Annotated in this window: 22 protein-coding genes and 1 tRNA gene; 8 read left to right on the forward strand and 15 right to left on the reverse strand. The window is 64.3% G+C overall.

All coding sequences use genetic code 11. The annotated features are described in order from the left end of the window. Position 1: 1 nt before the first annotated feature. Positions 2-742: a 7-cyano-7-deazaguanine synthase QueC gene (queC, locus tag EYS42_RS10945; RefSeq protein WP_130968202.1), complete on the reverse strand. Its 741-nt coding sequence runs from the start codon at positions 740-742 to the stop codon at positions 2-4. A gap of 217 nt (positions 743-959) precedes the next feature. Here queC and EYS42_RS10950 point away from each other — a divergent pair, with 217 nt between their 5' ends. Further along, positions 960-1,736, forward strand: a complete 777-nt coding sequence (locus EYS42_RS10950; RefSeq protein ID WP_130968203.1) for a ferredoxin--NADP reductase — start codon at positions 960-962, stop codon at positions 1,734-1,736. Between the two features lie 65 nt (positions 1,737-1,801). Here EYS42_RS10950 and EYS42_RS10955 read toward each other — a convergent pair whose 3' ends face one another. After that, the gene (locus EYS42_RS10955; RefSeq protein WP_130968204.1) at positions 1,802-2,041 is read right to left on the reverse strand and encodes a DUF2061 domain-containing protein; all 240 of its coding nucleotides are present in this window, start codon (positions 2,039-2,041) and stop codon (positions 1,802-1,804) included. Positions 2,042-2,138: 97 nt separating this feature from the next. Between EYS42_RS10955 and EYS42_RS10960 the strand changes: the two genes are divergently transcribed. Then, positions 2,139-3,338 (forward strand): SMP-30/gluconolactonase/LRE family protein, encoded by a 1,200-nt coding sequence (locus EYS42_RS10960; RefSeq protein ID WP_130968205.1) that lies wholly within the window; start codon positions 2,139-2,141, stop codon positions 3,336-3,338. Between the two features lie 17 nt (positions 3,339-3,355). Here EYS42_RS10960 and EYS42_RS10965 read toward each other — a convergent pair whose 3' ends face one another. Both EYS42_RS10965 and EYS42_RS10970 read right to left on the reverse strand, forming a co-directional pair. Beyond that, positions 3,356-4,102, reverse strand: coding sequence for a sulfite exporter TauE/SafE family protein (locus EYS42_RS10965; protein ID WP_130968466.1), 747 nt, complete (start codon positions 4,100-4,102; stop codon positions 3,356-3,358). A gap of 59 nt (positions 4,103-4,161) precedes the next feature. Continuing rightward, on the reverse strand, positions 4,162-5,415 hold the full coding sequence (locus EYS42_RS10970) for a glutamate-5-semialdehyde dehydrogenase (protein WP_425358901.1): 1,254 nt from the start codon (positions 5,413-5,415) through the stop codon (positions 4,162-4,164). Positions 5,416-5,497: 82 nt separating this feature from the next. Here EYS42_RS10970 and EYS42_RS10975 point away from each other — a divergent pair, with 82 nt between their 5' ends. Together EYS42_RS10975 and EYS42_RS10980 are read left to right on the forward strand one after the other, a co-directional pair. Then, entirely contained in the window at positions 5,498-5,848 is a 351-nt protein-coding gene (locus tag EYS42_RS10975) for a hypothetical protein (protein WP_130968207.1), read from the forward strand. A 29-nt stretch (positions 5,849-5,877) separates the two neighbouring features. Beyond that, on the forward strand, positions 5,878-6,063 hold the full coding sequence (locus EYS42_RS10980) for a hypothetical protein (protein WP_130968208.1): 186 nt from the start codon (positions 5,878-5,880) through the stop codon (positions 6,061-6,063). On the opposite strand, the gene EYS42_RS10985 is transcribed toward EYS42_RS10980, so the two are convergent. Then, complete coding sequence (locus EYS42_RS10985) at positions 6,054-7,415, reverse strand: FAD-dependent monooxygenase (protein WP_130968209.1); 1,362 nt, start codon at positions 7,413-7,415, stop codon at positions 6,054-6,056. The genes EYS42_RS10980 and EYS42_RS10985 overlap by 10 nt on opposite strands. Before the next feature lie 158 nt (positions 7,416-7,573). Here EYS42_RS10985 and EYS42_RS10990 point away from each other — a divergent pair, with 158 nt between their 5' ends. Continuing rightward, complete coding sequence (locus EYS42_RS10990) at positions 7,574-8,515, forward strand: polyprenyl synthetase family protein (RefSeq protein WP_130968467.1); 942 nt, start codon at positions 7,574-7,576, stop codon at positions 8,513-8,515. A 17-nt stretch (positions 8,516-8,532) separates the two neighbouring features. Then, a tRNA-Pro gene (locus EYS42_RS10995) sits at positions 8,533-8,609 on the forward strand. A 74-nt stretch (positions 8,610-8,683) separates the two neighbouring features. Here EYS42_RS10995 and EYS42_RS11000 read toward each other — a convergent pair. The 10 genes from EYS42_RS11000 to EYS42_RS11045 all read right to left on the reverse strand — a co-directional run bounded on the left by EYS42_RS11000 (position 8,684) and on the right by EYS42_RS11045 (position 24,060). Further along, on the reverse strand, positions 8,684-9,823 hold the full coding sequence (locus tag EYS42_RS11000) for a nucleotidyltransferase domain-containing protein (RefSeq protein WP_130968210.1): 1,140 nt from the start codon (positions 9,821-9,823) through the stop codon (positions 8,684-8,686). Continuing rightward, positions 9,780-10,691 carry an HprK-related kinase A gene (locus EYS42_RS11005; protein ID WP_130968211.1) on the reverse strand — a complete coding sequence of 304 codons (912 nt, stop codon included), beginning with the start codon at positions 10,689-10,691 and terminating at the stop codon, positions 9,780-9,782. Before EYS42_RS11005 ends, EYS42_RS11000 begins: the two co-directional genes overlap by 44 nt. Beyond that, complete coding sequence (locus EYS42_RS11010) at positions 10,691-10,897, reverse strand: hypothetical protein (RefSeq protein WP_130968212.1); 207 nt, start codon at positions 10,895-10,897, stop codon at positions 10,691-10,693. The genes EYS42_RS11005 and EYS42_RS11010 overlap by 1 nt, the downstream gene beginning before the upstream one ends. 68 nt (positions 10,898-10,965) lie before the next feature. Next, entirely contained in the window at positions 10,966-11,619 is a 654-nt protein-coding gene (locus tag EYS42_RS11015; RefSeq protein ID WP_130968213.1) for a hypothetical protein, read from the reverse strand. Positions 11,620-11,661: 42 nt separating this feature from the next. Further along, positions 11,662-14,463 carry an XrtA/PEP-CTERM system TPR-repeat protein PrsT gene (gene prsT / locus EYS42_RS11020; RefSeq protein WP_342635520.1) on the reverse strand — a complete coding sequence of 934 codons (2,802 nt, stop codon included), beginning with the start codon at positions 14,461-14,463 and terminating at the stop codon, positions 11,662-11,664. A gap of 2 nt (positions 14,464-14,465) precedes the next feature. After that, positions 14,466-15,830 carry a PEP-CTERM-box response regulator transcription factor gene (gene prsR, locus EYS42_RS11025; protein ID WP_130968215.1) on the reverse strand — a complete coding sequence of 455 codons (1,365 nt, stop codon included), beginning with the start codon at positions 15,828-15,830 and terminating at the stop codon, positions 14,466-14,468. After that, a complete protein-coding gene (prsK, locus tag EYS42_RS11030) occupies positions 15,827-17,881 on the reverse strand; it encodes an XrtA/PEP-CTERM system histidine kinase PrsK (RefSeq protein WP_130968468.1) in 2,055 nt (684 codons plus the stop codon). Before prsK ends, prsR begins: the two co-directional genes overlap by 4 nt. Before the next feature lie 11 nt (positions 17,882-17,892). Beyond that, positions 17,893-19,281 (reverse strand): TIGR03013 family XrtA/PEP-CTERM system glycosyltransferase, encoded by a 1,389-nt coding sequence (locus tag EYS42_RS11035; RefSeq protein ID WP_130968216.1) that lies wholly within the window; start codon positions 19,279-19,281, stop codon positions 17,893-17,895. A gap of 1,979 nt (positions 19,282-21,260) precedes the next feature. Beyond that, a complete protein-coding gene (locus tag EYS42_RS11040) occupies positions 21,261-22,502 on the reverse strand; it encodes a pyridoxal-dependent decarboxylase, exosortase A system-associated (protein WP_245503609.1) in 1,242 nt (413 codons plus the stop codon). Further along, positions 22,456-24,060, reverse strand: a complete 1,605-nt coding sequence (locus EYS42_RS11045; RefSeq protein ID WP_130968217.1) for an acyl-CoA ligase (AMP-forming), exosortase A system-associated — start codon at positions 24,058-24,060, stop codon at positions 22,456-22,458. Before EYS42_RS11045 ends, EYS42_RS11040 begins: the two co-directional genes overlap by 47 nt. A 35-nt stretch (positions 24,061-24,095) precedes the next feature. Here EYS42_RS11045 and EYS42_RS11050 point away from each other — a divergent pair, with 35 nt between their 5' ends. Together EYS42_RS11050 and EYS42_RS11055 are read left to right on the forward strand one after the other, a co-directional pair. Then, a complete protein-coding gene (locus EYS42_RS11050) occupies positions 24,096-24,350 on the forward strand; it encodes an acyl carrier protein (RefSeq protein ID WP_130968218.1) in 255 nt (84 codons plus the stop codon). Position 24,351: 1 nt separating this feature from the next. Then, a complete protein-coding gene (locus EYS42_RS11055; RefSeq protein WP_130968219.1) occupies positions 24,352-25,221 on the forward strand; it encodes an alpha/beta hydrolase family protein in 870 nt (289 codons plus the stop codon). The last annotated feature ends 72 nt before the right edge of the window (positions 25,222-25,293 follow it).

Here is a 25,293-nt window from a genome sequence, read left to right on the forward strand (position 1 = left end):
CTCAGTTGGCAGGCTGGGCCGCCTGCCGGGCGGCCAGCCATTGTTCATGCCCGTCGCGGCGCAATTCGCATGCGGGACACTGACCACAGCCATAGCCCCACGCGTGGCGCACCAACCGATCGCCGAGGTAGCAGGTGTGGGTGTGCTCTGTGATGATCGCGTTCAGGCGCTCGCCGCCCAGCGAGTCACTGAGCGCCCAGGTCTGGGCCTTGGTCAGCCACATCAGCGGTGTTTCGACCGTCATGGGGGCATCCAGGCCCAGGCTCAGGGCCACCTGCAAGGCCTTGAGGGTGTTGTCCCGGCAATCGGGGTAGCCCGAGAAATCGGTTTCACACATGCCGCCCACCAGCACGCTGGCCCCCCGGCGGTAGGCCAGCGCCGCAGCAAAGTTCAGGAAGATCAGGTTGCGCCCCGGCACAAAGGTGTTGGGCAGGCCATTGGCCGCCATCTCGATGGCTCGGGTTTCGGTCAGGGCTGTGTCGGAAATCTGGCCCAGCAGGCGCAGGTCCAGCAGGTGGTCGTTGCCCAGGCGCTCCCCCCAGGCCGGAAAGGCCTTGCTCAATTCACTGCGCACGCGGCTGCGGCAGTGCAACTCGACCCGGTGGCGCTGTCCGTAGTCGAAACCGATGGTCTCGACATGCGTGTAACGAGACAAGGCCCAGGCCAGACACACGGTGGAATCCTGGCCGCCCGAAAAGACAACGAGGGCGGTGCGGGGGTCCAGGGAATCGAGGGCGGACATGGGCGGGGCGAGCAGTTGCAGACAGGGAGGACAGCACTGTATCGGACTTGCCCCACAGGGCTGGCGCACGCAGCGGCAAAGCTCCCTTGTACACAAAGCCGATCCATCGCCCAAGCCCCTGTTCACCCGGGTTCGCGGGGTGAAAATGCCCATCATTTGCCCAGCCTGCGCGGTTTGCGCGACAATCTAGGGTTTTCGTCAAGAGTGCTCACCGATCATGGCCGCGTTCCAAGAAGAAACCGTCACTTCCGTCCACCACTGGAATGACACGCTGTTCAGCTTTCGCACCACGCGTGATCCGTCGCTGCGTTTTTCCAGCGGCCACTTCGTGATGATTGGCCTGCAGGTCGACGGCAAGCCGCTGATGCGCGCGTACTCGGTGGCCAGCGCCAACTACGAAGAACACCTCGAATTCCTGTCGATCAAGGTGCAGGACGGCCCCCTGACCTCGCGCCTGCAGAAGATCCAGGTGGGCGACAAGATCCTGGTGGGCCGCAAGGCCGTGGGCACCCTGGTGGTCGACGACCTCAAGCCCGCCAAGAACCTGTACCTGTTCGGCACTGGCACCGGCCTGGCCCCGTTCATGAGCATCATCCAGGACCCGTACACCTACGAGAAGTTCGAGAAGGTCGTGCTGGTGCACGGCGTGCGCCTGGTCAGCGAGCTGGCCTACCACGACTTCATCACCCACGAGCTGCCCAACCACGAGCTGCTGGGCGAGCTGGTGCGCGACAAGCTGATCTACTACCCGCTGGTCACCCGCGAAGCATTCCGCAACCAGGGCCGCCTGACCGACCAGATCGTCAACGGCGAGCTGGCCAAGGGTGTGGGCCTGCCGCAGCTGAGCCCCGAGAACGACCGCGCCATGATGTGCGGCAGCCCCTCGATGCTGAAAGACCTCTGCAAGATCCTGGACGACGCCGGCTTCCAGGTGTCCGAGTCGCAAGGCGTGCCGGGCGACTACGTGATCGAACGCGCCTTCGTCGAGAAGTGATGCCGGGGTGACAGGCGCCCCTGCGCCCTGCCCCTCTCATCAGGCCAGCCCCGTGCTGGCCTTTTTCATGCCTGGGCCGCTGGCGAGCGCCGCATGATCCAACGCAATCCGCGGTGCATGTCGGCGCGCAACTTTTCGGCGCGGGGATGATCCCAGTACTTGTCGAAGAAATAGTGCATCACGGTGTTGACGATCGGCTCCACGAAGGTCACGACGCCGGCGATGGTGAGGCTGCCGGTCATGGCATAGGTCACGGAAAATGCGGTGATCACGTGCATGACGCCGAAAGTTGCGGTCTTGGCCATGTGGAACTCCATGCGGTGAGGTGACTGAGAATGGTTCTCATTGTTCACCTCGCCATCCGATCAAGCAATTTGATTCAAACAACAAAACCGATAGCCCATGACAATCAACAAACCCAGCCAGCGCTCGTGGTTGCGCTTCATTGGCTCCTGGCTGACCCCGCTGATCGCCCTGGTGGTGTGGCTGGGCTTCTGGCCTGTGCCCATCCAGCCCGTGGCCTGGCAGGCCCCGACCGATGCGGGCCACACCGCCCCCCATGCGCCCAACACCCGGCTGGCAGGTCTTCAGCAATGGCCGCTGCCCGAGGGCCAGGAAGGGCCTGAGCACATCACGGCCCACCGAGGGCAGGTGTACACCGCCCTGGCCAACGGCGATGTGGTGCGACTGGGCCCTGAAGGCCAGCTCGACAAACTGGCCAACACCGGCGGCCGACCGCTGGGGCTGGAGATCTCGCCCGACGGCACCCTGTACATCGCCGATGCCATGAAGGGCCTGCTGGCCATGCGGCTGGAAGGCGGGGCCAGCACCCTCAAGCCCCTGGTGACCGAGGTGGACCACCCCGTGCCCAACGACCCCATCCGCTACGCCGACGCCGTGGCGCTGGACGTGCGCGGCAATGTGTGGTTCTCTGACGCCACACGCCGCTTCAGCGCCCGCGAAGTGGGCAGCACCTTCGACGCCAGCGTGCTGGACATCCTGGAAAACAGCTGCACCGGCCGCCTGCTGGTGCTCGATCCCGCCACGCAGCGCCACCGCGAAGCCTTGTCAGGCCTGTGCTTCCCCAACGGCCTGGCGTTTTCCGCCGATGGCCGCAGCCTGTTCGTGGCCGAAACCGGGCGCTACCGCATCCTGAAGGTCGATCTGGCTGCCTTGTCCACCACGCGCTCCAGCCAGGGCATGAGCAATGTGCCCAGCCTGAAAGACGCCATGGACCAGGGCGCCGCCCGCATCCTGATCGACAACCTGCCCGGCTACCCCGACAACCTGACCCGCGGCGAAAACGGCCGCCTCTGGACGGGCTTGACCAAACCCCGCAGCAAGCTGCTGGACCTGGCCGCCGACAAGCCCTGGCTGCGCGAGGTGATGGTGCGCCTGCCCAAGGCCCTGTGTCCCGTACCGCCGGCCTACGGCCATGTGATCGCCTTCGACGAGAACGGCCAGATCGTGGACGACCTGCAAGACCCGAAAGGCGCCTACCCGGAAACCACCGCCGCCACCGAGGTGGGCGGCAAGCTGTTCATCCAGAGCCTGCACGCGCACAGCGTGGGCTGGATGCCGTACAGCGGGCCGGCACGCTGAGCCGCATCAACACCGTATCAAGGCCTGAACCAGCCGTCGTACCCGGTCTTGCAGATCAACAGGCCCACCACCACCAGGAACACGGTGCGCACGAACTGCGCGCCGTGTTTCAGGGCCAGGCGGGTGCCCACGCTGCTGCCGGCGATGTTGGCCAGCGCCGCCGGGATGGCGAGCGCCCAGGCTACATGCCCGTGCGGGATGTAGAAGGCCAACGCGGCGGCATTGGTGGCCAGGTTCAAGCGCTTGGCGGCCGCGCTGGCATGCAGGAAATCCCAGCCCAGGCCGCGCACCATGGCGAAGATGAAGAAGCTGCCCGTGCCGGGCCCGAAGATGCCGTCGTACAGGCCGATGACCAGCCCGATCAGGGTGGCCAGCAGCGTTTCCACCGGCGCCGACCAGTGCGGCAGGTGATGCTGCCCCAGGTCCTTGCGCCACAGCGTGTACAGCCACACCGCCGCCAGCACGCCGGGCAACACCGCCCGGAAATGCTGTGAGGGCACCTGCGTGGACAACCAGGCCCCCGTGGCGCTGCCCGCCATGGTGGCCCCGAACGCCCACAGCAGGCGCAAGGAGGGCAGCCGCACGCGGCGCCCGTACTGCCACGCCGACCAGGCCGTGCCGGCAATGGCCGTGGCCTTGTTGGTGCCCAGCAGCGTGGCCGGAGCCGCGTTGGGGAACAAGCCGAACAGCGCGGGCACGGTGATCATGCCCCCGCCGCCCACGATGGCATCGACCAGGCCGGCGCTGGCCGCCGCCAGCAGCATCAGGCCGACGGAAACGGCATCGAGTTCAAGCAAAACGGCAGTCGATCAGAGGGGGGCGGTCAGGTGCGCACTTCGCCCTGGCCCAGCACCACGAACTTCATCGAGGTCAGGCCCTCCAGGCCCACCGGGCCACGGGCGTGGAACTTGTCGGTGCTGATGCCGATCTCGGCGCCCAGACCGTATTCGAAGCCATCGGCAAAGCGGGTGGAGGCGTTGATCATCACGCTGGCCGAATCGACCTCACGGATGAAACGCATGCCGTTGGGGTGGTTCGTGGTCAGGATCGAATCGGTGTGGTGCGAGCCATAGCGGTTGATGTGCGCAATGGCTTCGTCCAGCGAATCGACCACCTTCACGGCGATGACCGGGGCCAGGTACTCTTCGAACCAGTCTTGCTCGGTGGCGTCGACCACCTTCGCGCCCGGCACGTCGGCCAGGATGGCCTTGGCGCGGGCGTCACAGCGCATTTCCACGCCCTTGTCGGCGAAGACCTTGCCGATCAAAGGCAGGAAGGCTGAGGCTTGCGCCACGTGCACCAGCAGCGATTCGGTCGCGTTGCAGGGGCTGTACTTCTGGGTCTTGGCGTTGTCGGTCACCTTCACGGCCAGGGCCAGGTCCACCGCCTCGTCCACGTAGGTGTGGCAGTTGCCATCGAGGTGCTTGATGACCGGCACGCGCGCTTCGTTGCTGATGCGCTCGATCAGGCCCTTGCCGCCACGGGGAATGATCACATCCACAAACTCGGGCATGGCGATCAGGCGGCCCACGGCGGCGCGGTCGGTGGTGGGCACCAGCTGCACGGCATCAGACGGCAGGCCGGCTTCGACCAGGGCGGCCTGCACCAGCTTCCACAGCGCCAGGTTGGAATGGATCGCTTCCGAGCCGCCACGCAGCACGCAACCGTTGCCGCTCTTGATGGCCAGCGAAGCGGCTTCGATGGTCACGTTGGGGCGGCTTTCGTAGATCATGCCGAACACGCCGATGGGCACGCGCATCTGGCCCACGCTGATGCCCGTGGGGCGGCGGCGCACATTGGTGATCTCACCGACCGGGTCGGGCAAGGCCGCCACCTGTTCGCAGCTTTCGGCCATGGTGGCAATCACCTTGTCGGTCAGGCGCAGGCGGTCGACCATGGGCTCGGCCAGGCCATTGGCGATGGCGGCGTTCACGTCTTGCGCGTTGGCGACCTTCAGGGCCTCGGCACTCGCACGGATCTGGGCGCCCAGGGCCAGCAGGGCCTGGTTCTTGGCGGCGGTCGAGGCAGCGGCCATGGTGGTGGCGGCGCGGCGGGCGGCCTGGCCCAGGCGGTTCATGACGGCGTCAACCGAGTCGACGGCTTGATCGGTGGATTGGGCAGCGGTGTTCATGGGGCATGATTGTCGCAAACCCCGCGCCATGACGCACCAGGTCATCCACATTCACCCCGACGCCCCCCGCAAGCCGGCGGAGGGCCAGCCCTGCAATGGCTGTGGCGTGTGCTGCCTGGCCGAGCCCTGCCCCGTGGGCATGGTGATCAGCCGCAAGCGGGTGGGCGCGTGCACCGCGCTGCAATGGCACGAGGCCGAGGGCCGCTACCGCTGTGGCCTGCTGATGCGCCCGGCACGCTGGCCCTGGCAACGCCTGGCCCGGGCCTGGGCCGCGCGGGTGATCTCGGCGGGCAGCGGATGTGACGCCAGCCTGAGCGCCGAGCCCACGCCCGCCGAAGATTGTCCAACCCGCGACAGAGACGAAACAGGGCCCCCATGAGGCGGTTTCTTGGGGCTTGGCCTGGCCCCATGCTTGCATACGATGAAACCATCGAAGCCCGGAGCCCCACCGCCATGCGCAAGCTGCTGCAAAACACCCTGTTCGCCGCCATGACCGCCTGGGCGCTGTACGGCGTTCAGGCCCACATCGAGGGCCAGGAAGGCCACGGGCACATGGCGTTCCTCACCAGCCCCGTGAGCCTGGCTCAGCGGTGACCGAACATCATCAGCTGCGCCAGCGCCTGGCGCGCCGGTGACACCTGCTGAAGCAGGCCCAGCCCCAGGCCCCGCAAGGTGGCCAGCACGGGCGGGGTCCAGGTGAAGCTGCGGGCCAGGAAGTCGGTGCCCGCGATCAGCGCCAGTCGGTCGGGCTGGCGTTTGCGTTCGAAACGCGCCAGGGCTTGCGCCACCGCGGCCCGAGACCCTGCGGCCATGCCCTCGCGCGACACCTGCGCGGCCACCGGGCGCAAGGCCTCCAGCAACTCATGCACATCGCGCAAGCCGAGGTTCAGGCCCTGCCCGGCCACCGGGTGCAGGGTCTGGGCCGCATTGCCGATGCGCGCCACCAGGCCATCGTCGACCAGGCGCGCGTGGGCATTGAGCCCCAACGGGAAGGCCTTCAGGGGCGAGACCTCCAGGATCTCGCCCACCTGCTCGGGGAACAGTGAATTGAGCAAGATGCGGCGCTGGGCGTCGTTCAGCGCCAGCACCGGGTCGTCGGCCTTCTGCACGCACCACACCAGCGCCGCGCGGCGCCCCACGGTGCCGCCGGGCACCACGGCACCTGGCGGCAGAGGCAGCAAGGCGGCCGGGCCAGCCGGCGTGAAGCGCTCATGGGCCACCCCCTCAGGCCCGCCGGCCAGGCGCACCTGACCCACCCAGGCGGTCTGCCCGTAGTCACGGCTCAGCCCCTGCGGCCAGCTCAGCGCTGGCTGGTCGGCAAAGACACCCCCTTCAGCCACCACGGCCAGGTCAAAAGTTTCCGCGATGTCGGCGTCCACCTCGACCCCGCCGTCCACCGGCTTGAAGCCGCGCACGGGCGTGCCAAACCGCAGGTGCAGCCGCTGCCCTTGCCCGACATGCCCGGCCTGGGCAGCCACCGCCGCCTCGTAGGCCTTCTGCAAGGGGGCCACCAGGGTGCCGTAAGCCAGCACCGAGCCCAGCTGCGGCACACGTTGCTCGGCCGCCGTGATGCGCACCACGGGCTGCTGGGCACCCGGCCAGACCAGCGTGGGCTGCTGCTGGGACACCTGCACCTCGCGGATGGGGCACACCTTGCCCGAACCCTCGATGGCGCCCCACACGCCCAGGCGCTGCAGGAACTGCACACTGCCTTGCGACAGGGCCAGGGTGCGCGGGTCGCCCGACACGTCCTTGTCGGCCGGACGGGCGTCGAACACCGTGACGTCCAGCTCGGGCAGGCGCTGGGCGGCCGCCAGGGCCAGGGCCAGACCGGCCGGCCCGGCACCGATCACGGCCAGGCGCAGGCGCGCAGACGGGGTCGATGCATCGCGCACGGCCGCAGGCGGCGTGGCAGCTTGGGAAGGGGCTTGGGGCGAAGTGGGCATGGCTGTCGCTCGGACCAGGACACAGCCCCGATTGTCGCGCGAGCCCGGGCCCGGCGAGGGGTTTCGATGCGGCTTCCTATAATCGCGGGCATCGATTCGGCCCTGATTGGACCTTGCCTGTGGCTTCCCCTGCAACTCCCGTTGATTACCGCGCCCTGATGGCCCCCGAAATGGAAGAGGTCAATGCGGTGATCCATCGCCGCCTGAGCTCCCAGGTGGCCCTGGTCAACCAGATCTCGCATTACATCGTGCAGGCCGGGGGCAAACGGGTGCGCCCGCTGCTGCTGTTGCTGGTGGCCCGCGCCCTGGGCCACGACACGCCACACCGCCATGAAATGGCGGCCGTGGTCGAGTTCATCCACACGGCCACCCTGCTGCACGACGACGTGGTCGACGAATCGGAGCTGCGCCGGGGCCGCCAGACCGCCAACGCCATGTTCGGCAACGCGGCCAGCGTGCTGGTGGGCGACTTCCTGTACTCGCGCGCCTTCCAGATGATGGTGTCGACCGACCGCATGCGCGTGCTGGAAGTGCTGGCCGACGCCACCAACATCATCGCCGAGGGCGAGGTGCTGCAGCTGATGAACATGCACGACCCCGACATCTCGGTGGCCGACTACCTCAAGGTGATCGAATACAAGACCGCCAAGCTGTTCGAAGCCAGCGCCCGCCTGGGCGCCGTGATCTGCGACGCGCCCCAAGCCGTCGAAGACGCCTGCGCCGCCTACGGACGCGCCGTGGGCACCGCGTTCCAGCTGGTCGATGACCTGCTGGACTACGAAGGCACCACGGCCGAACTGGGCAAGAACATCGGCGACGACCTGCGCGAAGGCAAACCCACCCTGCCGTTGCTGGAAGCCATGTCGCGCGGCACCGCCGAACAGCGCGAGATGATCCGCAATGCCATCATCCATGGCGAGGTCGAGCGCATGCCCGACATCGTCGCCGTGGTCAAAGCCACGGGCGCCCTGGAAGCCACCCGCGAAGCCGCCGTGGCCCAGGCCGAGGCTGCCAAGGCCCACCTGGCGGTGCTGCCAGAGTCTGTGTTCAAGGAATCTCTGCTACAATTGGCGATTCATTCGGTGCACCGCTCAGCTTGAGTGGCAGCCGCCGAAAACGGGGTGTAGCTTAGCCTGGTAGAGCGCTACGTTCGGGACGTAGAGGCCGGAGGTTCGAATCCTCTCACCCCGACCAGGACACCTCACAAAGCCCCTGCATGCAGGGGCTTTGTGCTTTTCGGATGCGACCAGTCTGCTGCCTTAGGGACTTCAATTCGCGTGGCGACCGCCACGAGCCTCCGCCCCCAGCCCTTTGCGTGCCAGGTGCACCATCAGCAAAGCCGGTGGCATGCGCAACCAATGCCCGCGGATGTAGAGGGCTGTCTGCGCCAACGGCGTCCAGGCATCGGAGAGCATCGGGTGTTGCGGAACCAACGCACGGTCGAAACATGCGTCGAGTACCGCCTGGCGCCAGCCCTTCGCCTGACCAGGCGCTGCACCAGCCAGCGCCTCCAGACATGCTGCGGGGACCGGCTCCTCCAGTTGCCTTTGCAGCTGCCGCAACGCTTGTCGCAATGGTATGCACAAAGACAGGTGCTGAGCCCGCGACACCAACTGCCCCCAAAAGGCCTCACCACATTGAGCCACGTTGGCGCGGATCAGGGCCTGCAGGTCCAGCAAGCCTCGGAACCCTTGCTCGAAACTGCCCTCATGCATCAGGTGCGTGGCGCTGTGCAACACCATGTCGACATCACCAAGCACCCGGTACCCACCACGCACCGGCACAGACCCGGCCAACAGCAGGGCGGAAGAAGGGCTCAATCGTGCCGTCCGGGGCAAGATGGCATGGTGAACATCGACGACCGTGCCACGCCTGATGTGCACCATGGGCGGCAGCTCATGCATCCACCGACGGTAATAGCGCTGGTCATAGTCGGATTTGCCCGACGAGGACCAACCGGCAGCCAGCAAAGCCGACTCCACACGGTCGAGATCGGCACCAGGCACCAGGATGTCGACATCTGAGACGGTTCGGCCCAGACCGGCATCCATCCCGGCCAGGATGTAGGCCGCACCCTTGAGCAGTACCACCTGCACACCCAGGCCCTGGACTGCCCCCATGATCTCCTGAACCTCGAAGTCCAGTTCCAGATGCTGCCTGCGGGTCACCAACTCCGCAGCCACGAGATGGGCACGCACGGGGTCTGGAACTTCGGCCCATCGCCCCGACCGCCTGATCATGGCAGCCAGCCGCCCCATCACATCGGCTGCACGCGCCAGTCGGATGACTGTTTCCCACGCCTGGGGTGACGGCAAAGGCTCATCCTGCCGCCCAGACAGACACCGCACCAGCGTGCGAATCGCCTCATGCATGCTCGGCCTCCAGCGCATCGAACCAGGCCAAGGCATCGTTCAGACGGCTGTAGGTCAGCTCGTGGCTGCTGCTGCGATCCACCAGGTCTGCCAAGGCATGAAAACCAGCATGCCCATGCAGATGTCGATTGAAGCTGTTGCGCTGCAACTGCAGCAGCGTGTGGGGCCGTGACAAAGGCGCAGCCTGCAAATCAGCGCCCGCCATGTAACGGGGGAAAACCACCCAGGCGGGGCGCGCCCTGACATCGGCCAACTCAATGCAGTGTGAGGCCACCTGCAAATGGCACACCGTGCCCTTCTGTGTGTCTCGTGCGACGGGTCCCATGTTCAAGGTCCCCTTGCGTCCGCTGATCAATTCAATGGAAGCGTTCTTCAGGCTGATCGGCCGCGGATTGGGCACCAGCATGCCATCGACCGGATCCAGCATGGCGAGCTCATCCGACAGGAGGCGCCAGCCATGCAGCATCAGCGCCGCACACAAAGTGCTCTTGCCCGATCCCGGCGGTGCGGGCAGCAAGACCGCAAGACCGTTTTTTTCCAGCACCGCAGCGTGGATGTGAATCCACCTGTGGCAATGGCTGGTGACGCACCAGTTCAGCCCCCACTCAAAAAAAGCGTACGCTTCGCTGCGGGCCAATGGCGTGAAAGGCCGTCGACCGTCGAGCTCGAAGTGAGATTGCGGTGACCAAGGCCACCCACCCGCCTTGACGGCCACTCTGAAGTCCACAAACCCCGTGGGCTCCAGCCACGCCTGGTGCTCGGCGTACAGGGCATGCAGTCCGTCGGCGACCACTGGCACATCGCTTCGAACGTGCACCACAAACGGTGACACGCTGAGAAACAGGCCATCACCTTGCAACGCTTTCAGCAACTGAGGCCGGCTCCAATGCGACAAGACGGGCATCAGGCACCTTGCACAATGAAGCCTTGTTCGGCCAGGGCCACCATCAACGCGGCCACCTGCTCGCACTCGGTCGCTGTGGCTGACTGGTCGAGCAGCCTTTGCGCATATTGGTCAGCGGTGCCACCTGGGTGGTCGGCGATCATGGCCATCAGCTCGGCCGCCACGGGCGTGACTTCGTACAGCGAACCATCGGCCTCATCATGCACCACCCCACCCTCGGGCCAGCCTCGCAGGGCATACCGGCCAGCGTTAGGCCAATACCGAACGCCAGGCGTCAACACGAAGTGGTGCTGTTGATGAGACAGGGCGCGAACTGCCCAGGTTGAGTCGAATACACGCGGGCAAAGTACTGCAGCGTGGTGGGGAGGTCCCAGTTGACCCCGGCCACGGGACTCCAAACGCCTTTGTTTTCCCAAATGGCGCGCACCTGGGCCATGGTGATGAAGCTGTTGCCGCCGTACAGGTGGGCAGACAGGTAAGCTGCAGCCAGATAAACGCCGAGTTTGACCTGTGCCGAGGTGGTGTTGACCGGGTCAACATGCATCACCGACCGGAGCGTGGCGGTGCTGGAAAAACCGCAGCCGGTGTAGCTCTTGAACCCGCAGTGGGAATAGAGGGAGTTGACGAGGAATCGCCAGTCACCAGGCGACGTGGAGCACCGGGTGCGGCAATCGGCGAGCGGCAGGTAAGAACCCGTGGTGGTACGACCAGGCGCAGCACTCATGTGGCTGGCCACGAAGGAGGCGTAGCAAGACGGCCGGACGGTGCTGTAGGCACTGGTGCTGGCCAAAACCAGATCGGATTGCACAGCTGCCAACACGGGCGCTGCCGCCAACCCGGCGCGCATCAGATCTCGCCGAGACACAGGCGACTGCAAGCGACTGGTGCCGGCCGTTTCGGTTTTCGGTTCCTGCTGTCGTTCGCTCATGTCCACACCTTACGATTCACCGTTCTCACCCTGCACACCGGCTCACAACTGCTTCCAGAGGCCTTCGACTTCCGCCTGGCCCTTGAATTCAGACCCCAGCTTGCGAAGGACTGACAAGGTTTCCCGAGCGCCATTTTTATCACCGGACGCCAACTGATAGCGCGCCAGGGCCAACTTCAACTCAGGCTGAGACGGCTGGAGCTGCACGACCTGCTTTTGCAACTCCAGGGCCTTCGCCCACTGCTTGCCCTCTGCCAGCAACATGGCCCAGGTGTCGAGCACCATGGGATTCTTGGGGGCCAGCTTGTCCGCTTTCTGCACGAGCAGCAATGCTTCGCTTTTCCCTTGTTTGCCTTGGGCCCAGGCCAGGTTGTTCAGCGCCATCACGTTGTTGGGCTGCGCAGCGACCACTGCAGCGTAGAGCTTCTCTGCCAGAGGATACCGGTTTTCCGCCAAAGCGCGCTCCCCCATGTAAGTGAGGAACCCCCAATCTTTGGGGTGCTCCCTCATCCTTTGGGCGGACACCTTGTCCGCTTCTTCGACCTGACCAGACGCCCTGAGGGCCGCGTCCAGCTTCACCGCCAGGGTGGTCAACTCCGGCTGGAGACCTGACGCAGTGCGGTAGGGCGCCACGGCTTGTGCGGGCTGACCCGCCTGAACTTGAAGATCGCCTTCGAGCACAAAACCAACCGGCTGCTTGGGGCGTTGCGACTGAACCTGTCGGGCCACGGCCAGGGCCTCCGGGATGCGTTTGAGCTGAATGTTGACATTGACCAAAGCCGTCTGGGCAGCCAGCAATTGCGGCTCGACCTCAAGCGCCTTGTTCAGGCTGTCTCGGGCTGCCGGCCAGTTTTTGGCCGCCGCGTGCACTGAGGCGATCTGCACGTGCGGCATGCCAGATTCAGGCGCCTTCGCTGCAATCTTTCCATACGACGACAATGCCTGGTTGTGTTCGCCGGCGGCCACCTGAACGGCTGCGAGAGCCTCGATCACCCTGACATTGTCGGGCGCGGCCGCCAACGCCGCCTGCGCGGTAGACAGTGCGCCCCGAACGTCTTTCTGGCGCAACTGGTAACTCACCAAAGCCAGGCGCGGCTCCATGACATCGGGGCTGGCGTCGATCGCCTTCTGAAGCTGGGCCACCACCTCCGAAGGCGCCGCTCCGCGCACAGCCTTGAGTTCGGCAAACGCCATCAGCGCCGCAGAGTGCTTGGGCTCTGTGGCCAGGAATGCCGCCACTTTGCTCTCAGCCTCGGCCAGTTTTTTCTCCAAAACATCCTGGGCCACCAGCGCTTTGACCAGCGGAAAAAACTTGGGATGCTGAGCGATCGCCGCCTGCAACACCTGACGGGAACCTGCGGCGTCGCCCTTGAGCATGAGCACCCGACTGCGCAGCAGCACCGGCATGGGGTCGTCCTTGCGCTTGCCTTGCAGTTGGTCCAGCGCCTTCAGCGCACCCGCCAGATCGCCCTTCTGAACCAGTGTGTTGATCAACGCCATGTCGGCCATGACGCCCGTGTCCGTCGCCGCAATGCGCCGAAGGTCCTGAATCCCTTGCTCGGTCTCTCCACCCTGAAGTCGGCTGACAGCGAGTGCCGTCTGTTTGGCCGGGTCATTGGGGGTCATGCCTGCAGCCTTGCGCAACAAGGCATCTGCCTTGTCCTGGCTGCCCTGGAGGAGGTAGGCCTGACCAGCCGCAGCGATGAGGTCGCTGTCCGAACTGTCGATCACGTCCTCAGGGACCAAATCAATGGCCTTGTCCACCTGCCCAAGCTGCATGTAGGTCAGCATCAGCAGCCGACGAGCCACCGTGGAGTTAGGCGACGCCTTGACCGCCTTGCGCAACAAGGGTTCAGCCTGGAGCAAAGCCCCCGACTTGAACTCGACGACACCCGCCAGCTCCTGCACCTGAGGATTGTCGGGAGACTTGATCAGCAACTTCTGAAGGATCTCGCGTGTCTTGGGCAGGTCATTGGCCGCAAACGCCACCTGCGCTTCCATGAATTGCGTGAAGGGCAAGCCAGGGTCGAGTTTCTGCAGCTGCCCCAAGGCTTCAGAGGCCTCTTTCACACGTCCCAGGCTGAGGTGCACCCGCACGATGCCGACCAGCGCATCGCGAGCGCGGGGCTTCACTTCAACTGCCTTGCGATAGGCCTCAAGTGCCTCATCTGACCTCTTGAGGCCGTAGTGATACAGGTCACCCTTGAGTTTCCATGCATCCGCGTCGTCAGGGTACTGTTTCAAGACTGAGGCCAACAGGGCATCGGCCTCATCGTACTTGCGTGCGCCCGCCAGGAATCTGGCCTTGAACACCTTGGCGCCGGCGTGCTCGGGCTGCAGCTGCAAGGCGGCGTCCACCACCTCCTGCGCACGCTCTCCTCGGTTCAGGCCGAGGTGAGCCTCGGCCACCAGCACCAGAAGGTCGGTTTGTGCCTTGGGGGTCGACAGCTTTTGGCGAGCAAACTGGTCAACGACTTTCTGATGCTGCAACTGAACCAGCATGGTTTCAACAAGCCGCGGCACCACCAGATCAGGGCTGTACCCCAGACTCAGTGCCTTGCGGTACTCGCTTTCGGCGCCGACAGCATCACCTGTGGCCTGAAGAGATTGCGCCAGCAGCCACCGAGCTTCTGCCGAGTCAGGCTGCTGCTGGATCAGGTTCTTGAGCTGAATCACGGCGGCCGCATGGTCGCGCTTTTCCGCGTAAGCCTTCGCAGACGACATCAGCTCGGCAGGGTCGCTGCCACTGCATGCGATCAAACTGCCACAGACCAGCCACACAGCCAGCCAGACCGATCGCCTGGTTTGAAAAACAAGAGACACAAAACCCCCAAATCTGGACACGGTCAGCGAAGCCCAAGGCGGTGCATCAGGTCATACAGAGTGGGTCGGCTGACCCCAAGCAACTCTGCGGCCTGCAACACATTGCCATCCACACGAGCCAGTGCGGTGATGACCGCACGGCGTTCAGCCATCTCACGCACCTTGCGCAGGTCGAGCCCCTCGTCCGGCGACAACGACTCATCCAGCGGAGGCAAGCCGAGGTCGTCCGGCAGGATGCGCGGGCCATCTGCCATGATGCAGGCGCGCTTGATGCAATTTTCCAACTCTCGAATATTGCCAGGCCAGGCGTGGTGCTCAATGGCGCGCACGGCCTCGGGAGACAGGGACAAGGCGGCTCGCCCTGGCTGGGTGGCAAACCGCGCCACAAAAGCATGAGCGATCAGCACGGCATCACCCAAGCGCTGGCGAAGCGCTGGGATCTCGACCACGATTTCTGCCAGGCGATAGAAGAGATCTTCGCGGAACTGCCCCTGCGCGATCAGTTGCTTGAGATCCTGGTGGGTCGCACACACGATGCGCACATCCACACTGATCTCCTGACGCCCGCCCACGCGCTCGATGACTCGCTCCTGCAAAAAGCGAAGCAGCTTGGCTTGCAGAGGCAACGGCAGGTCACCGATTTCGTCCAGCATCAAGGTGCCACCGTGCGCGGTCTCGATCTTGCCTTGAGTGGTCTTGACCGCCCCCGTGAATGCACCTTTTTCATGCCCGAACAACTCTGTTTCAAGCAGATTTTCGGGAATGGCAGCGCAGTTGATCGCCACGAATTTGCCGGTATGGCGGCCGCTGGCCTGGTGCAGCCCTCTGGCCATGACCTCTTTGCCTGTGCCACTCTCGCCCAGCAGCATGACCGTGGCATCGGTGTTGGCCACTTTTTCGATCATGCGGCATACCTTCAGCATACCGGGGTCGCGGGTGATCAGCCCCGCCATGGCGTCAGGCGCCTGGGCATGGCGCAAGCGGCGATTTTCCTGCTGCAACTCGTGCAACCGGAAAGCGCGCTCCACGGTCAGGGCCAAAACCTCCGGCTCGAAGGGTTTGGCCAGAAAATCATATGCGCCCTCGTCCACGGCCTTGAGCGCATGCGCTTGATCGTTCTGTCCCGTCAACACAATGACCTTCGTGTCTGGGAACGCTGCCATGATCTCGGCCAGCAAGGCAAAGCCTTCGGTGGCATGGTCGGCGGCTGGAGGCAGGCCCAGGTCCATGGTCACCACAGGTGGCTGATGGCGTCTCATCAACGCCATGGCCTCCTGTCGGTCAGCTGCCGCCACAGACTCCAGGCGATCGAGCGACCAGCGAATCTGCTTTTGCAAGGCCAGATCGTCTTCCACGACCAGGACGGAAGGGGTTTTCGCTTGGCTCATGGTCGCACTCCGGCCTCAGGCACCCCGAGCGTGCCCGTGTCCAGCAAGGGCAGCATCAAGCTGATCCGGGTACCGCCCCCAACCTTGCTGTCCACATTCATCTTGCCCCCCAACTCTTGCACGTATTGAGCGCTCTCGAATGCACCAATGCCCATGCCTGCAGACTTGGTGGTCTGAAAAGGCCGGAAAAGGCGCGCACGGACAAACTCTTCGCTCATGCCGACACCATTGTCCTGGACTTCCAGGCAAGCATGGCTGCCAAATCGGTGCGACTTGACCCACACCCGGTGTCCGGTCGATTCCGTAGCGTCCAACGCATTGTGGATCAGATGTCCGACCACACGCGCCAGACGTTCTTCGTGGCCTCGCGCCCAAAGCCCTGGCTGAAGATCGAGATCCAGCTCGCGGCCCCGGGCCTTGGCCAAGGGCAGCGCGCCTTCCACAACTTTGGCCAGATCAACCCCGACAGGGCCGCCTGAGGCCGGGCTGCCGCCCTCCCTCAGCTGCAACATCAGCTGCTTCATGCGCTCGAGCGCGTTGTCCACGGTCATGACCATGTCGTCCTGAAACTCGGGGTTGTCCTTGAGGCGACGCGCATTTTTGGTCATCAAAGACAGCTGAGTGACGATGTTCTTGAGGTCATGAACCACAAAGGCCGACATGCGATTGAACGATTCGAACTGTCGGGCTTGCATCAAGGCTTCCGAGGCGCGCAGTTGGGCCAGGACGCTGGCAGCCTGACACGCTGCAGTCTTGAGCAAGTCTGTGACTTCCCAGTTGATGTCCCAGGCCGTGCGAGACGCTGCCAGCACCACAAAACCGATGTCCTCCCCACCTATTTTCAAAGGCACGATGAGCCAAGCAGCCTCGAGTTCGGCCAGCCAACGCGGCACATCGACCCGGTCGTAACGTTCCGGGTGCTGCCGATGCTCGACCAGATTGATCACCCATCCCGTCTTCGCCATGAAGCCCATCAGCGGCGAGTCAGCCGGCTCGGTGCACACAGCCTCAGGCATGTTCCACCGCGCCACTTGCGCGAAGGCATCGCTGCCCAGCGGCCGAAGCCACAGGGCACCACCCGGGCTTTCGACCATGCCTGCAAGCCCCTGAATGACCCGCTGGTTCAAGGCATCCGGATCATGGTGTGCCGACAGCGCTCGGGTGAACTTGAGCCACTCGTCGCGGTAGTCGTAGCGATAACGGAAAAAGTGCTTGCCCAGCCAGACCCGCAGGGTGGCCCGTACCGTGCCCGAAAGCGCAAAAGCCACCAACAGCACCAATGCGCAGAACATGAGGCCGACGCGCAGCACCTGCCCCACGTCACCACCAAACAGCTGGATGTAATAGCCCGAGGCGGCCACCAGCATCAAGTAACAACCCGCCAGCAAAGCAGACAGTGAGTGGAAGGCCACCTGCCTGGAGAGCTTGATGCGCTGAGCCCAATTGTGCTGACGCCAGCCCGCCACCATCAGCAGGGGGACCATCAGGGCGTGCACATACCCGCGAGCGGCCAAGGTCGACGCATCCAGGCGGCCCAGGATCGCGGCTTCTGAGAACAAATAAAAATCGAACAGGAAGGTGCCCGCCAACCCCAGACAGACAGGCTTGATGCCCCATCGCCCGTCCACGGACACCCCCCGGTAAACCTGCTCGATCAGGACCAGTCCGGTGACCGCCATCAACGTGAATGCCAAATGGCTGCCAGTCAAGCCGCCCCACAAGGGCAACAGGATGGCAAGGACGGCCACCACACGATCAAATGCGATCGAGCGGACACCACTGACACGCCGGCGCGTCAAAAGCCACCAGAGGCTGAGGATCCAAAAGGCATAGCGCAAGGCATCGAGCCAACGTTCGGCCAGCACCCAGGGAGAATCGAACCAGACCGTGAACGGCGCGCTGGCGGCCCAGGCGATTGAAATGACAGCGGCTGGCAGCAACAGCCGACTGCCTTGCCGGTTGCGCCATGCGAACAGCACCCACACGGCAAGCGCCATGTGGGCAAGCCCGGCCATGACCAGCCCGGTCAGCAACAGCTGAGGCTGAGTCATGCCCACCAGGCTCACTGCGCGCCCTTCCCTGTCAGCACCACCCCGATGGTTTCGAAGAGGACAACCAGATCGAGAAAGAGCGAGTGGTTCTTGACGTAGTACAGGTCGTACTGCAGCTTCTGGGTGGTGTCTTCCAGCGTCGAGCCGTACTGGTAGCGGACCTGCGCCCACCCGGTCACGCCGGGCTTGATGCTGTGACGGACCGCATAAAAAGGAATCTGCTGGGTGAGTTGTTCAACGAAGAACTGCCGCTCGGGACGGGGCCCGACCAGGCTCATGTCCCCCTTGAGCACACTGAACAACTGAGGCAGTTCGTCGACGCGGCATTTTCGGATCACGCGCCCCACGCGCGTGACGCGGCTGTCACCCGCGGTGGCCCACCGAGGAACGCCGTCTTTTTCAGCGTCGGTACGCATGCTGCGGAACTTGACGACATGAAAGAGGCGCCCTCCCTGCCCAACACGCTCCTGGCTGTACAGGATCGGACCACGGCTGTCCAGCTTGATCAGGATGGCGGTCAGGAGCATCACGGGAGCGGCCAGTGCCAGCAACACCAGAGAGCCCATCAGGTCGACCAGGCGCTTGACGAGGGTGCGAACCATGCCCTGCTCGAAGCCATCACCAAAGATCAGGTACCCAGCCGACATGGTGTCCAGGCGAATCTGCCCCACTTTTTGCTCGAAGTGGGTGGCCACGTCCATGACCCGAACCCCGTCAAGCTTGCAGTCAAGCAGATCGCGCATGGGCATGCTGCCACCACGCCGCTCGGTCAAGGCGACAATGATTTCATCGACCTCCTGCTCGACCACGATGTCGGACAGCTTGCGAGGGTGCCGGTACAGCCGTTGCGAGGGCATGTCGATCTGCGTTTCGTTGGGGCTGACATAAAAACCCACCACATCCACACGCGGATCGCTCTGCAACAGCGACTCGGCGGCCGCCTGCGCCCTCAGCCCAGCACCGTAGATCAGCACGCGGGTGCGTGTGACGGACGCTGGCAGCATCGACACACTCAACTCGCGCTGCAAGATGACCAGGGCCTTGGCGGCCATGAGCACCGCAAAAACCAGCCAGATGCTCTTGTCAATGACCTTTGGCATGAGAACCAGAAGGCCCAGCGTGATGGCGCCTGAGGCCACCCAGGCCACGCCAGCGCGGATGCGCATCACGCCCAGAGAGAAGGAACGCGCGTTTTCGTACAAGCCCAGGGTGGCATTGACCATGACGAAGTTGGCCGCCACCAGCGCTCCGGTGAGGGATGCGTCCAGGATGGAAACCGGTTTTCTCAGGCTGGCCTGCAGCCAGACCGCAAAAAAAGCGGCCACCATGACCGCAGCGGCCTCCACCGCCACCTGCAAAGCCGACCGTTTGTGAAAATAGTGCCCGAAGATTTTGATCATGTGCGGCGCTTCCGGCATTGAAACTGCCGGACATCGCTCCGAAACTACTGGTAACAGGCGATCTTACGCGGATCCCTTCACTCGAGCACTCCCTAAAAGAAGCGTCCAACCGAGCAGGAAATGCAACAGAAATGCCACGCGGGGGAACTCATGTGCGCTGATCAAGAGGCCCAGCAAAGCCATGCTCCCCACCGCAGCATGCAGCCCAGCCCACCGGAGAGCCGCTCCTGAGCGCAAAGCCCAGAGCGCCATCCCACCGAAAATGATCAGGCCAACCACACCACGCTCAAGCCCAACCTCCAAAAAGAGGTTGTCACTGTGCCAGGGGACAAAGTGTCGGGTCGCGACCGGCCACCACCCGGATAAACCCTCAGTGAATTGCCAATTGCGCCCCGTCATGGTCTTTCCAGCCTGACGCCAGCGAACTTCAAACACACGGATTTCAGCGCCAGGACTCAAGACGGAAAGCGTCACTTGCTGAGGGACCCGTGACCGCGCCGCACCCCCCGGAGGTTTTGGGGCCGATGCCGGCCACTCCCACGACCGAGTCACCACCCCAAGACTTGCAGGCCAGTTCACATCCAGCGACTCACACTGCATCGGATGAAACAGCCACTGATCACACCGACTGATGCGCACCGTCAGGTCCCGATTCGACCGGGCTGTCAGCGCAAATCCATCAGGCCCGCTGCTGCCCCACGAAACCGCCTGGTTGAGGCCAAACGCTCCACCAAGATCTGCCCGAGTGGGCGGCCCTGCCAAAAGCAAGTGGGCGGGGAGCCCGGCCGCCGGCGGCACCCAGCGGGCCCGACCGGCCATCTCAGCCGAGCCGGTCGAGGCACTGTACGCAGCGGGCACTTGGGCCAAGCCCAATCCGGCCACCCAATGTGTGGTCGAGGTCATCAGCGTCAGTTGCTGCCCCCAGTGACGCCATCGGCCCACAGCGTCAGCGGTGCTCTGCTCCAAGCGACTCACCGCAAAACTGGCAGACACCACCAAGGCCAGCCACCACAGGGTCAATGCGCCAGAGATCCAGCCGTGCATCAGGCGCCGATGAGGGCTGACCTGACGCCACACGGGCCGCACCGCCAGCCCATGCAACCACAACACCCCAACGGCTGAGGCAACCAGGACACCCCGCGAAAATGTCGTGACCACCGCGTAGATGCCCAAGGCCACCAGACCCGCCCACATGCACCGGCTGGCCGTTGACCGTGCCAGCCAGAGCGACCACCACGTCCAAGGCAAGGCCATCGCAAGATAGGCATCGATTGCGCCCCCTCCAAGGCTCATGTCCCAGAACGTCCCCGCCGTTCGGTACTGGGTTGCCATGTCCCAGACGCCCACCGTGACATGGCGCTCCCAGACAACGGCCAGACCGACCCAGCACAACCCTGCGCACATGGCTGTGCGCCAGCAAGACAAGGTGCGGGCGCGGGCCAGCCAGGGAGACAGCAGCCACAGGGTCAGCACCGGCCAGACCGATCCGCGAAGCGCACGCCATGGCGCTGCAGCGCCCTCGTGGTCGGCCCATCGCCAACCCTCGTGCCAGGGCACCACCACCGCTGCGTCAAGGTGACGCAAGCCCTGGAAAACGCCCCAAAAGGCCCACGACCACAGAAGCAACCAAGCGGCAGGATGACCGAACTCCAACGCCTGGGGTGGCGCCTCACCGTGTGACCTCTGCCGCCACCGGGCCAGGCACCAGCCGCCCGCCGATGCCGCAACGAGCAGTTCGAACTCGTCCACCTGCCGCCATCCAGTCCACAGTCCCGCATGGGCCAGGGGCAGGCATGTCAACAAGACAGCCATGCTGAACACCGGACGAACAGCCCCTAGCCAGCACCAGGGCATCAACCAGAACACCGCTGACCAGCCACCGAACCAGGGGTGAGCATGCAACACAGCCGCTGACCACGCCAGCAGGCCCAGGGCACCGCCCCACCACGCAGTCGTCACGGCAGACGAAGCCCAGCGACTCACACCAGCAACTCGACCGCAGCAGGGTGGCTCAGGAATGCCGCAGGGCTTGCGGACGCACCGTAGGCGCCCGACTGGAAAACCACCAGCAAATCACCAGGAGAGGCTCTCGGAAGTGTCACTGCCTGGCCGAATGTATCCAAGGGCGTGCAAAGGGGGCCGCTGACCGTGACGTCTTCGGTGGGAAGGCCCGCGTGGAGGCGATTGCCCAGGCACATCGGGTACGGGCGTCTCAACACCTGGCCCAGGTTGCCACTGGCAGCCAGGTGGTGGTGCATGCCACCGTCAATGACGACATGAACGCGTCCACTTGAGACTTTTCGCTCCATGACCTGCGCGACATAAATGCCCGCCTCTCCAACCAGGAATCGACCCAACTCGATCACCACACGGGCCTGCGGCCACTCGCGGGCCACGCGCTGGCCAATCACCTCCAGGCCTGTGCGCATTGGGGCAAGGTCCAGCGCCTGTTCATGCGCGAAATAGGGGATGCCCCAACCGCCCCCCAGGTTCAACGATCGAACCGGAGCAGGCAGCATGGGCTGCCAGGCCTTGAGCATGTCCAGCGTGCGGTGCATGGCCTGAAGCAACACCTCTGCCTGCAGAACCTGTGATCCTGCGTACACATGGAAGCCCTCGAACAACAAGGCGGGATGGGCCGCCAGGGTCAACGCTTCTGGTACGTCTGCAGCGTCCAGACCAAAGACCTGTCCAGCCCCTCCCATGCGCATGCCAGCGGTACGCAGCTCGACATCCGGATTGACGCGCAGGCCCACGCGGGCCCGAATGTGCAACTGCTCGGACACGACGATGATTCGATTGAGCTCAGCCAAAGACTCCACGTGTAGCAAGACACCAGCGGCCACCGCTTGCCTCAGCTCGGCATCACGCTTGGCGGGCCCAGCAAAACTGATGGACTGTGGCGCACCCCCCGCGTTGAGCGCGGCGGTCAACTCGGCTGCCGATGCCACGTCCATGCCGTCCACCCGGCTGGCCAGCCAACTCAGCAACGCAGGCATCGGGTTGGCTTTCACGGCGTAATGCAGATGAAAAACCGGAGGCAGCACGCCACGCACCTCCTCCACGCGTCGCGCGAGGGAGAGCCGCTCGATGGCAAAAAAAGGGGTCTGTCCAGCACGCTCTGCCAGACGTGACAACGGCACCCCCCCCAAGCACAACTGCCCTGCATTCACCTCAAATCCACGCATGAGACCTCCATACGACACGGTCCAGCTTGCCATTCGGATTTCTTGGCAGGTCTTCGCTCACCCACACCACATGTCGTGGACACAGATAGGCCGGCGCGTGTTGCCGAAAATGCGCCAGCAAAGCCCGTGTGGCGTCATGGCCAGCCTCTCCCCCAGCAAGGGCTGAGACAGCCAGGCAGATCTTTTGCCCGAGTGCCGGATCATCCAGACCGATCGCCACCGCCTCCCGGGCCAGACCGGAGGCCAGCGCGACCTGTTCAACCTCGGTGGGGCTGACCCGATACCCCGATGTCTTGATCATTTCGTCAGTCCGCCCCACGAAGTACAGAAACCCGTCTTCGTCTTTCCTCACGAGATCTCCAGAGTACACCGCCTGCTCAGGCGGCGTCTCTTGAGTGCCCGTCGCGCCTGCGGGCGGCCAGGAACGAAATCTCAGCGATTGATCCTCCGGACGCCGCCAGTAGCCCAGCGAGACCAATGGCCCTGCATGCACCAGCTCCCCGATCTCGCCGGGCGCACATGCTTGCCCCTGTGCATTGATCACATGAACTTCGGCATAAGGAATGGCTCTGCCCATGGAATCAGGTCGTTGAGACAACTCCTGCGGCGGCAGGTAGGTCGACCGAAACGCTTCAGTCAGCCCGTACATCAGAAAGGGAGTGGCCTGTGGCGCTTTGGCTTGCATGGCTCGCAACACGGGTATCGGCATGCGCCCGCCGGTGTTGGCCCAGAATCGGAGCGAATCGGCACACCCCTCTGGCCACTCCAATGCCACCAGCTGGCTGAACAGCGGTGGCACTGCCGTGATGCCAGTCACCCGATGACGCGCGATGGCCTTGAGCACATCCTGCGGAAACAGGTGATTCAGCAGCGCCACCTGGGCGCCACTCCACAGGGCGGTCGTGAGCTGACTGAAACCCGCATCAAATGACAGGGGCAGCACCGCCAGCAGCACATCGTCAGGGCAGAGCGAAAGGTAAGAGGACACGCTGACGGCTCCCGCAATCAGATTGCGGTGAGACACCATCACACCCTTGGGCAGACCTGTGCTTCCAGATGTGTAGAAGATGACGGCCAGCCCATCGGGCTTCGCGGCCACACGAGAAACTGGTGCGCACGATGGCTGCAGCCACTGCCACGGCGAACCATCATCCGCAGCCGGCAGGATCGCCACCTGCGAGGGCCCCGAATCAGGCCCCTGACCCCACACGGGCGCCAGCACGGACCAGCGGTTGTCCAGGGTGACGAGGCCCCATGCGTCACAGTCCCGCAGGATGTGATGCACCTGCGCCGCCTTGAGCACCGGGTTGATGGGCACCAGCACGCCGCCCGCCATCAAAACGCCCAGCATGGCCGCCACACCGTCGAGGCGCTTGTCGAGCCAGACACCCACGCAATCCCCAGGCTGCAAACCTGCGTCCAGCCAGGACTGGGCCCAGTGGTTGGCACGCTGAGCCAAGGCGCGGAACGACCACACCTGCTCGGCTGAGCCTGCGGCCGGTCGATCAGGCCACGCCTCGGCCGCACGCAAGACCACCTGCCCCAGGGTCAAAGGCAAATCGCTCAAGCATGGCAGGTCAATGTCAGACATGCTGCGATGTTAAGCGAGGCCTCTAGAATGAGCGCATGCCTGACCTCCAAGATGTGCTCCACGTGCTGGACCGCGCCCTGCAGTTGCAGGGTCGAGCCCTGCACTTCACGCCCGAAACGCCTTTGCTGGGGGCCTTGCCTGAGTTGGACTCGATGGGCGTGGTCGCCTTGCTGTCAGAACTGGAAACCCACTTCGGTGTGTTCTTTGACGACAGTGCCATCAGCGCAGACTCTTTCGCCACGGTGGCGCAAGTGTGCAAACTGGTCGAGCAGGCCACGGCCTCTTCCTGACATGGGCACGCCAGCCGGGACGCCCATCCACTTCACTGGCACACGCGGCCCCCTGTTCGGCGTCTTGCACCAGCCCTGTTCTGCCCATTTCAAAGGACTGGTGCTGCTGCTGCCACCTTGGGGAGAAGAACTCAATCACACCCGGCGACTGGTGCGACAGGCGGCCACACGAATGGCCGACATGGGGTGGATGGTGCTGCGCCATGACCCCTGGGGCTGCGGCGACAGCGGTGGAGAGCTTCACGAAGCCACCTGGCGCGACTGGCAGAACGATGCTTTGCAAGCCTGGGAGTGGCTCACGCGGCAAGCACCCACAGCCCATGCCGGCGGCCTGAGTCATTGGGTGTGGGGCGTTCGGGCCGGCGCCTTGATGTCGGCATCGCTGCTTGACGCCTTCCAGGGACGGACGTCGGCTTTGGCATCTCCGCAACATGTGCTTTGGTGGCAGCCCGTGCTGCACGGCAAGCACATGGTTCAGCAATGGCTGCGGCAACAACAGGCTGCACGCTGGACTCGGAGCGATGCCACCACCACGACGCAAGCCACCACAGCCCCGACCTTGTGGCTGGGAGGGCAAGCGCTGTCAGCCGATCTGCTGGACCATATGCAACGGTGCCCCATGCCCAATCCCCCCCAAGGCGCAAGGCACCTGGTGTGGCTGGACACCGCGGCACCCGACACCATCGCCTCCACGCCCCACCCAACCCCAGCGCAAGCGCTGACCCTGCAGGCTTGGCAGGCTGCAGGCTGCAGTGCCCATTGGCAGAATGTCGAGGGCCCGAACTACTGGTTGACGCTGGGTCTGGAAAGTGCGTCGCACCTGCTGGACCAAACACTCGCATGCATGGACGCTGCACATGGCTCCCCCTGATCTCTGCACAACCCCTCAAGACTGGGTCAGCATTGACAGCCTGTGCTTTGAGCGCGCGGTACCCCTGACCTT

The sequence above is a fragment of the Aquabacterium lacunae genome, from assembly GCF_004310865.1.
GTDB lineage: Bacteria > Pseudomonadota > Gammaproteobacteria > Burkholderiales > Burkholderiaceae_C > Aquabacterium > Aquabacterium lacunae.

Bases quoted from the DNA above. Each gene is read 5' to 3' on its own strand.
- queC (WP_130968202.1), bottom strand. From the start codon at position 742: ATGTCCGCCCTCGATTCCCTGGACCCCCGCACCGCCCTCGTTGTCTTT.
- EYS42_RS10950 (WP_130968203.1), top strand. From the start codon at position 960: ATGGCCGCGTTCCAAGAAGAAACCGTCACTTCCGTCCACCACTGGAAT.
- EYS42_RS10955 (WP_130968204.1), bottom strand. From the start codon at position 2,041: ATGGCCAAGACCGCAACTTTCGGCGTCATGCACGTGATCACCGCATTT.
- EYS42_RS10960 (WP_130968205.1), top strand. From the start codon at position 2,139: ATGACAATCAACAAACCCAGCCAGCGCTCGTGGTTGCGCTTCATTGGC.
- EYS42_RS10965 (WP_130968466.1), bottom strand. From the start codon at position 4,102: ATGCTGCTGGCGGCGGCCAGCGCCGGCCTGGTCGATGCCATCGTGGGC.
- EYS42_RS10970 (WP_425358901.1), bottom strand. From the start codon at position 5,415: ATGAACCGCCTGGGCCAGGCCGCCCGCCGCGCCGCCACCACCATGGCC.
- EYS42_RS10975 (WP_130968207.1), top strand. From the start codon at position 5,498: ATGACGCACCAGGTCATCCACATTCACCCCGACGCCCCCCGCAAGCCG.
- EYS42_RS10980 (WP_130968208.1), top strand. From the start codon at position 5,878: ATGCTTGCATACGATGAAACCATCGAAGCCCGGAGCCCCACCGCCATG.
- EYS42_RS10985 (WP_130968209.1), bottom strand. From the start codon at position 7,415: ATGCCCACTTCGCCCCAAGCCCCTTCCCAAGCTGCCACGCCGCCTGCG.
- EYS42_RS10990 (WP_130968467.1), top strand. From the start codon at position 7,574: ATGGCCCCCGAAATGGAAGAGGTCAATGCGGTGATCCATCGCCGCCTG.
- EYS42_RS11000 (WP_130968210.1), bottom strand. From the start codon at position 9,823: ATGCCTTGGCCTGGTTCGATGCGCTGGAGGCCGAGCATGCATGAGGCG.
- EYS42_RS11005 (WP_130968211.1), bottom strand. From the start codon at position 10,691: ATGCCCGTCTTGTCGCATTGGAGCCGGCCTCAGTTGCTGAAAGCGTTG.
- EYS42_RS11015 (WP_130968213.1), bottom strand. From the start codon at position 11,619: ATGAGCGAACGACAGCAGGAACCGAAAACCGAAACGGCCGGCACCAGT.
- prsR (WP_130968215.1), bottom strand. From the start codon at position 15,830: ATGAGCCAAGCGAAAACCCCTTCCGTCCTGGTCGTGGAAGACGATCTG.
- prsK (WP_130968468.1), bottom strand. From the start codon at position 17,881: ATGACTCAGCCTCAGCTGTTGCTGACCGGGCTGGTCATGGCCGGGCTT.
- EYS42_RS11035 (WP_130968216.1), bottom strand. From the start codon at position 19,281: ATGATCAAAATCTTCGGGCACTATTTTCACAAACGGTCGGCTTTGCAG.
- EYS42_RS11040 (WP_245503609.1), bottom strand. From the start codon at position 22,502: ATGGCAAGCTGGACCGTGTCGTATGGAGGTCTCATGCGTGGATTTGAG.
- EYS42_RS11045 (WP_130968217.1), bottom strand. From the start codon at position 24,060: ATGTCTGACATTGACCTGCCATGCTTGAGCGATTTGCCTTTGACCCTG.
- EYS42_RS11050 (WP_130968218.1), top strand. From the start codon at position 24,096: ATGCCTGACCTCCAAGATGTGCTCCACGTGCTGGACCGCGCCCTGCAG.
- EYS42_RS11055 (WP_130968219.1), top strand. From the start codon at position 24,352: ATGGGCACGCCAGCCGGGACGCCCATCCACTTCACTGGCACACGCGGC.